This is a genomic window from Methylophaga sp. UBA5088 (assembly GCF_002414625.1).
Taxonomy (GTDB): domain Bacteria; phylum Pseudomonadota; class Gammaproteobacteria; order Nitrosococcales; family Methylophagaceae; genus Methylophaga; species Methylophaga marina.
This window is the reverse complement of record NZ_DIAC01000049.1, coordinates 17699-23513: the sequence shown is the minus strand read 5'-3', so window position 1 is coordinate 23513 and position 5815 is coordinate 17699. Positions and strand designations below refer to the sequence as shown.

Here is a 5815-nt window from a genome sequence, read left to right as displayed (position 1 = left end):
ACCGGCACCAGACTTACCCGATACTGTGCCTTTAGTCTCATCTCCCAGCGTATTGATATCTTCCTGAATGCCACTCTCGCCCATCGTGACATCTCTGTCCCAGGCAAGCTTGCCAGTTTGGCGATCTAGCGCAATTAATCGACCATCTACTGTGCCCATATAAACATAAGACTCATCAACAGCAACACCACGGTTAGCGGGACCACAACACATTTCCCGCGATGTGATTCGCTCATGATGGTAACGCCATATTTGTTGTCCGGTTTTGGCATCTAATGCCACCACATCATTAAAAGGTAAGGACAAATACATCACCTTATCTTTGACAATCGGCGTTGCCTGAAAAGTGGCTTTAACACCACTTTGATATTGCCATGCTGGTTGTAAATTCTGGATCGTATCTTGATTGATTTGTGTGAGCGGTGAATGTCTTTGATGCCATTGATTACCACCAAACACTGGCCATTGATTATCTTCAGCATGAGCTTGGACAGCTACTAAACTGAAAATAACGACGATACAAAGCTGTCTTAATTTCATCATCCGCTCCATTTACTATGCTAAGTAAAAGTCACTATACATGAGAAGTCCTTGTATTTTTATTATAACAACACTCAATAAAAATCATTTTTCGTTTAAGGATTGGCAATGGAATTACCACAAGATAAACATGCAGTTTTACGGATTATGGCCAAGCCCAGTGATGTGAATATCGCTGGTGATATTTTTGGTGGTTGGTTAATGTCGCAATGTGATATCGCCGGAGGGATTTACGCTCATCGAATTGCCGGCGGCCGAGTTGTGACTGTCGCCGTCAATAATTTTCAGTTTATTGCGCCTGTGCTAGTTGCTGATATTGTCAGTATTTATGTGGATACCATGCGTATTGGCACATCTTCTATTACGGTGAAGGTGACAGTATTAATTGAACGTCGTGATGGAAAAAAAGAAACAACAATGAAGGTGGCGGAAGCTGACATTGTCTATGTGCATATTGATGAAAACCGCCAGCCAGCCGCTATTACACAGGAATAAGAGCGCTACATAAAATATAAGGCCTTAACGGCCTTATATTGATGTTTAAGATGATAAGTTCAATCAGACAGCTTGCTTGGTAGCAGCGGCTTGTTGCATACCACTTTTCACCTGCTCTGCCGCGTCTTTCGCGATGGGATCAAGCTCAGTGCCACCGGCATCCAGATATTCCACTAAATCTTCTTTCATTTTTCTGGCCCAAAAGCGTTTGATATGACTGGCAACACGTTCTGCTGCCTCTTTGTCTTCATAAGCGCGATTGTTTGCCGCGATTTGGTTAATCATTTTGATCAAAGTTTCAACCGGACTATGACTCATTTTGTTACTTTCCTTACATTGCCCTGCGGGCTGTTTCGTGATCATGTTGAGTAAACGGATCGTGATAAATGACATGACGACCAGAACGGGCAAAGCCAACCAGTTTCAAACCAACCTGCTGGGCTTGCTCAATTGCAAGTGAAGTTGGTGCCGAGACCGCTACCAGACAACCAAAACCGGCACTGGCTGCTTTTTGCACCATCTCATAGCTGGCACGACTGGTGACCAATACAAAGCCTTCATGTGGTGATAAGCCGGCTTTAACATGTGCACCGATTAATTTATCCAGTGCATTGTGTCGGCCGACATCTTCTCTTGTCAGTATGATATTACCTTCAAGATCACACCAGGCAGCAGCATGAGTTGCCCCTGTCACTTGTTGCAGCTGTTGATGTTGTTTGATGTTATTCAATCCAATCTGAATCACATCATCTGAAACTTGCACCGACTGAACAGGCTGGATCGGTCGGATAGCTTGTTTGAGTGATTCAACACCACATAAACCACAGCCGGTTCGGCCGACTAAGCTGCGTCGACGTTCACGTAAAGCATCAAACTTTTCATCATCAATCATCAAACGAACGCTGATGCCATTACTGTTTGACTGCACATGAATATGGCTGACCTGTTCGGCGTTATCCACAATATCCTCGGTCAAACTAAACCCCAGAGCAAAATCAGCTAAATCGGACGGTGTCGCCATCATCACCGCATGAGAGATCGTGTTGTAAACCAGAGCAACAGGTGTTTCAACAGCAATATCGTCATGCTGATATTGGGTAGCCGATTCATCTTTATGAACGGCTACCTCAACATCAACTGTCGTTTTATCAACGCCTGTCATTACTCAGCTTCTACCTCTGAATGAGCGGTGTCTGCCCCTTTCAGTAGTTTCATCTGCAACGCTTCAAATGATTTGAAGTTTTGCTGCCACTCTGAAGGTTGGCTGACTCTCTCAACCTGAACAGCTGTCACTTTATATTCAGGACAGTTCGTCGCCCAGTCAGAGTTGTCAGTGGTAATGACGTTGGCACCACTTCCAGGATGATGGAATGTGGTGTACACGACGCCCGGTAGGACTTTATCGGTAATGCGAGCACGCAGTACCGTTTGTCCGGCCCGGCTGGTGATACCCAACCAATCGTTTTCCTTAATACCACGTAACTCAGCATCAGATGGATGAATATCTAACACATCCTCATCATGCCAGGCCTGATTCTCTGTACGACGCGTTTGAGCGCCTACATTGTATTGAGACAAGATACGGCCTGTGGTCAGTAATAATGGGAAACGACTGTTAGTACGTTCATCCGTTGCTACATACTCTGTAACACTGAAACGACCTTTACCAATCGGGAAGTCATCCACATGCATGGTTGGCATGCCAACTGGATTTTCATCATTACATGGCCATTGAATACTGCCCAACTCGTCAAGACGATCATAGTTCACACCGGTAAAGGTCGGTGTCAGCGAGGCAATTTCATCCATAATTTCTGATGGATGGTTGTAATGCATTGGATAACCGAGAGCATTCGATAAATCGACTGTGATTTCCCAGTCTTCCTTACCGGCTAATGCTGGCATCACTTTACGTACTCGGTTGATACGACGCTCCGCGTTAGTGAATGTACCGTTTTTCTCCAGGAATGAAGACCCCGGCAATAACACATGAGCGAACTTGGCTGTTTCATTCAGGAACAGATCTTGAACAATCAAGCACTCTAAAGAACGCAAGGCTTTTTCAACATGTTGCGTGCCAGGATCAGACTGAGCAATATCCTCACCCTGAACATATAAAGCTTTAAATTCGCCAGCAATGGCTGAATCAAACATGTTTGGAATACGCAGGCCTGGCTCATTATCCAGTTTCACACCCCAGACTGATTCGAAGTGTGTGCGTGCTGTGTCATCTGAAACGTGCTGATAACCTGGCAGCTCATGTGGGAACGAGCCCATATCACATGAACCTTGCACATTATTCTGACCACGTAATGGGTTAACACCCACACCTTCACGACCGATATTACCCGTTGCCATGGCGAGGTTAGCAATACCCATGACCATGGTTGAACCTTGGCTATGTTCGGTAACACCAAGACCGTAGTAAATCGCACCGTTCTTCGCTGTCGCGTAAGTTCTGGCCGCTTGACGCACTTTGTCTGCCGCAACACCTGTTGTTGCTTCAACCGCTTCAGGTGAATGACGTTCATCACGAATGAACTCACGCCATTTTTCATAGCTTTCCATATCACAACGTTTTTCAACAAACGCTCTGTCTTCCAGTCCTTCGGTCACCACAACGTGGGCAATAGCATTGACCAATGCCACATTAGAACCAGGACGTAAGGCTAAATGCTGTGCTTTTTTCAGATGTGGTGTTTTTAGCAGATCAATATGACGTGGATCGGCCACGATCAGATCAGCCCCTTCACGCAGACGACGACGCATTAAAGAACCAAACACCGGATGCGCATCTGTTGGGTTAGCACCGATAACCATGATGACATCAGATTTCATCACAGAATCGAAGTTCTGCGTACCCGCAGATTCACCCATGGTGACTTTCAAACCATAACCAGTTGGTGAATGACATACGCGTGCACAGGTATCCGTGTTGTTATTACCAAACGCCGCACGAACTAATTTTTGAACCAGATAACTTTCTTCATTAGTACAACGTGATGAGGTAATACCCCCGACACTTTCACGACCATATTTCGCTTGAATATCTTTTAAACGCGTTGCTGCAAAGTTAATCGCTTCTTCCCAGCTGACTTCCTGCCAAGGCTCTGTGATTGACTCACGAATCATTGGCGCTTTAATGCGGTCTTTATGTGTCGCATAACCAAAGGCAAAACGGCCTTTCACACAAGAGTGACCATGGTTCGCATCACCGCCTTTATAAGGCACCATGCGAACAACCTGATCGCCTTTCATTTCTGCTTTGAATGAGCAACCGACACCGCAATAGGCACATGTAGTGACAACACTGTGTTCAGGTTGCCCCATTTCGATGATACTTTTCTCCATCAGGGTGGACGTTGGGCATGCCTGTACACAGGCACCACAAGACACACACTCTGAATCCATAAAGTCTTCATCTTGACCCGCAGCCACTTTCGAATCAAAACCACGACCATCAATGGTTAAAGCGAAGGTGCCCTGTACTTCTTCACAGGCACGTACACAACGCGAACAAACGATACATTTGCTTGGGTCAAAACTAAAATACGGATTGGAATTGTCTTTTTCACTATCGAGATGGTTTTCACCCTGATAGCCATAACGCACTTCACGCAGCCCTACATCGCCAGCCATGTCCTGTAGTTCACAGTTACCGTTGGCAGGGCAAGTCAAACAATCCAGAGGATGGTCCGAGATGTACAGCTCCATCACATTTCTGCGTAATTTCGCTAACTTGCTGTTTTGCGTGGTGACTTTCATACCTTCATCAACAGTTGTTGTACATGAAGCTGGGTAACCACGTCGCCCTTCAATTTGAACAGCACATAAACGACAGGAACCAAAGGATTCCAGATTGTCGGTGGCACATAATTTTGGAATATTGATATTCGCTAATGAGGCGGCACGCATCACTGACGTTCCTTCTGGAACCGTGATTTCCACGCCATCAATTTCTACTGTTACTAAGGTCTCCGATACACGAGCTGGTGTACCGTAGTCTTTATTTGGATTAAATGTTTCAATTCTCATGTCGTCACTCCTAGCGCGCTGCGCTGAGTTCTTCTGGGAAATATTTCATCACGCTCTGGACAGGGAATGGTGTCATTCCTCCCATAGCGCAAAGAGAGCCGTCTATCATGGTTTCGCATAGGTCTTCGAGTAAGACCCAATTCGCGTTAGCATTTTCACCACTACGTATGCGGTCAATCACTTCTACACCACGTGTGGAGCCGATTCGACATGGCGTACATTTGCCACAAGACTCGACTTTACAAAATTCCATTGAAAAACGAGCTTGTTCTCCCATATCCACGGTTTCGTCAAACATCACGACACCACCATGTCCTAATACGGCACCAACGGCAGCGAACTCTTCATAATCAACAGGTGTATCCCATTGGCTTGCTGGTAGATAAGCGCCTAATGGCCCACCGACTTGAACCGCTTTCAATGGTTTACCGGTCAGCGTACCACCGCCAAAATCTTCCATTAATTCACGCAGACTGATACCGAAAGCCAGTTCAACCAGCCCTCCTTGTTTTACATTACCTGCCAGTTGCAAAGGTAATGTGCCGCGAGAGCGTCCCATGCCATAGTCAGCATAAGACTGACCACCTTTATCCAAAATGTAAGGCACAGCAGCAAATGAAAGTACGTTATTCACTACTGTCGGTTGTCCGAATAGACCGACAATTGCTGGCAATGGTGGCTTGGCTCTGACTAGACCACGTTTGCCTTCGAGGCTGTCTAATAAAGAAGTCTCTTCACCACAGAT

6 protein-coding genes are annotated in these 5815 nt (G+C 45.8%); 1 reads left to right on the top strand and 5 read right to left on the bottom strand.

What is annotated here, in order from left to right; translation table 11 throughout:
- Nucleotides 1-540, bottom strand: a 540-nt coding sequence (locus tag B4K20_RS06680; protein WP_289282330.1) for a PQQ-binding-like beta-propeller repeat protein, incomplete at its 3' end; no start/stop codon positions are given.
- Nucleotides 541-648: 108 nt separating this feature from the next.
- On the opposite strand from B4K20_RS06680, the gene B4K20_RS06675 reads away from it, so the two are divergent.
- Nucleotides 649-1035, top strand: a complete 387-nt coding sequence (locus B4K20_RS06675; protein ID WP_289282329.1) for an acyl-CoA thioesterase — start codon at nt 649-651, stop codon at nt 1033-1035.
- Between the two features lie 63 nt (nt 1036-1098).
- Here the strand turns inward: B4K20_RS06675 and B4K20_RS06670 are convergent, their stop codons facing one another.
- The 4 genes from B4K20_RS06670 to B4K20_RS06655 form a co-directional block, all read right to left on the bottom strand.
- Nucleotides 1099-1353 (bottom strand): formate dehydrogenase subunit delta, encoded by a 255-nt coding sequence (locus B4K20_RS06670; protein ID WP_289243807.1) that lies wholly within the window; start codon nt 1351-1353, stop codon nt 1099-1101.
- 13 nt (nt 1354-1366) lie between these two features.
- The gene (gene fdhD, locus B4K20_RS06665) at nt 1367-2197 is read right to left on the bottom strand and encodes a formate dehydrogenase accessory sulfurtransferase FdhD (protein ID WP_289282328.1); all 831 of its coding nucleotides are present in this window, start codon (nt 2195-2197) and stop codon (nt 1367-1369) included.
- Nucleotides 2197-5070 (bottom strand): formate dehydrogenase subunit alpha, encoded by a 2874-nt coding sequence (gene fdhF, locus B4K20_RS06660; RefSeq protein WP_289282327.1) that lies wholly within the window; start codon nt 5068-5070, stop codon nt 2197-2199. Before fdhF ends, fdhD begins: the two co-directional genes overlap by 1 nt.
- Before the next feature lie 10 nt (nt 5071-5080).
- Nucleotides 5081-5815 (bottom strand): NADH-ubiquinone oxidoreductase-F iron-sulfur binding region domain-containing protein (locus tag B4K20_RS06655; protein ID WP_289282326.1); only part of this gene is annotated, 735 nt, incomplete at its 5' end.